The organism is Bacteroides sp. CAG:633, assembly GCF_000435115.1.
Lineage (GTDB): Bacteria > Bacteroidota > Bacteroidia > Bacteroidales > Bacteroidaceae > Bacteroides > Bacteroides ndongoniae.
The window spans coordinates 1-2,012 of sequence record NZ_FR883148.1; the positions used below are offsets into that span (position 1 = coordinate 1).

The window sequence follows — 2,012 nt, forward strand, 5'->3', positions numbered from 1 at the left end:
TAATACCTGTAGTTGGCCGAATACTTACGACGCAGGTATGGTGTGGGTAAAGGAGTTGACCTCGTCGCTACGTTCGTCGACACGGGCATAGTACTGGGCGGCATCCTTGTCGGACAGAACACCGTCGGTCTGCATCTGACGGATGACCCGGCGTTCGTTGCTGAGCATCATGCGGATGGCTTTCTGCGTAAGGGCATGGTTGTAGGCCTTGGGGAAGTCAGCGGACAGGCGGCTGATGACGCGGTTCATGCTCTCGATGTTGTGCTCGATCTCGCGACGGAGGGTTTGCAGAAGAGCGGCCTGTCCGGGCTGGACGACTCCGGAGGAGACGAGTTCGTCGAGCAGTTTCAGGTCTTCGCGCTGCAGGATGATGAAGCCACGGCCAAGGTCGTAGATGACCATGATGCGTTCGCGGAAATAGAAGCCTGCCCAGCGGCTGAAGTAGGGTAACTTCTGCACCCGGTAGAGTGCCCGCGTACGGCTACAGAAGTTGAAGATGGAGTGGCGCACGTCGAGCGGATAGGAACCGTCGTGGTCGTAGAGTTCGTCGAGTGAGTTCATCAGGCGCCGGAATGCGGTTTGCGAGATGATGCCTTCTTCGTAGATTTCACGGCTGAATGCTTTTTCGCGGTCGAGCAAGCGCAGGCGGAGTTCGGCCAGTACGTCCTGGGTACGGGCTTTTTCGAGACGGGTTGTATCGGGCTGGGGAGCGATGTAGCGGGCGACTTTCTTCCAGTTGGCACCGGCCAGGGGTTCGCGTCCCTGCAGACGGTCGAAATACTTCTCGGAGCTCTCGCGAATGCGTTCCTGCACCAGGCGTTCCATCAGGATGCGGGCGGAAGGAACGTGTGTCAGGCCAAGTTTGCCGAGCAACCAGCGGGTGGTGGTGGCGTTGACGCAAAGGGTCAGCGTAACGATACCAGCTGTGAAGAACAGTACCTGACTGCGGATGGACTCGGGGATGGCGGGAGTGTAGGACACCATGAGGGCAAGGGTAAGGCCAAGTGCTCCGCGCAGACCGCCCCAGGTAAGGATGAAGGACTCGCGACGGTTAAGGCCGTAGCCCAGACGCTTCATCAGCGGGTAAAGCAACATGATCATGACGAAGCGGAACAGGTTGAGCGCAACGTAAAGGAGGAGCAGGATGGCGAAATGGGACCATGAGAAATCGACCTTGACGGCGATGACTACACCTACGATGATGAACACCAGCGTGTTGGCCATATAGGTGAGCAGTTCCCAGAAGGTTTCCATGAACTCGTTGACACGGGGTTTCAGGCGGGGCTTGCCGATGTAGGTCACGGTGAGTCCGAAGGCTACCAGGGCGATGACACCCGAGAGGCCCAGGTAGTACTGCGAAAGGATGAACACCAGGTAGGCGGCCAGAATGATGACACTGTTCTGCACCAGTTCTTCAGAATTGACACGGGTAATGAACCAGATGACCAGACGGGCGGCCATATAGCCCAGCAGGACACCGCCTGCCACAACCTGTATGAACTGCATAACGGGAGACAGCTCGCTTTGTCCGGCTGCGGTGTAGACTCCGAAGAAGAGCATGAAGCAGACGATACCGGTGCCGTCGTTGAGCAGGGATTCGGCATCGACCAGGGTGGAAAAGCGTTTGCTGGTCTTCAGCTCGTGAAGCAGGGCTACCACGGCTACGGGGTCGGTGGCACTGATCAGGGCTCCGAACATGAGGGCAAAGGCCCACGTCCACTGCTCGTAACCGGGCACTACGTAACGGATGCCTACCAGCAGCAGGGCGGTAAGCACCATGCAGATGATCAGTCCGGGAACGGCCAGCAGGGCTGCATTGGCAAGGGTCTTCTTGAAGATGTGAAGATTGAGTTCGTAGGCTGCATCGAAAATGAGTACGGGCAGAAAGATGTAGAGGATAAAGTCGGGGTTGATGTTGGCTACACCGACCAGGGCTTCTTCCAGACGGGGAATGGCGTGGAACAGACCGTTACGGTCGGCCAGACCGACTAACAGACCGACTGCAAACAGGG

Annotated in this window: 1 protein-coding gene; it reads right to left on the reverse strand. The window is 57.7% G+C overall.

Annotated elements, in window-relative coordinates:
• Positions 1-24: 24 nt before the first annotated feature.
• The coding region (locus QVP67_RS14160) for a cation:proton antiporter (protein WP_288180254.1) at positions 25-2,012 on the reverse strand (1,988 nt) is incomplete at its 5' end.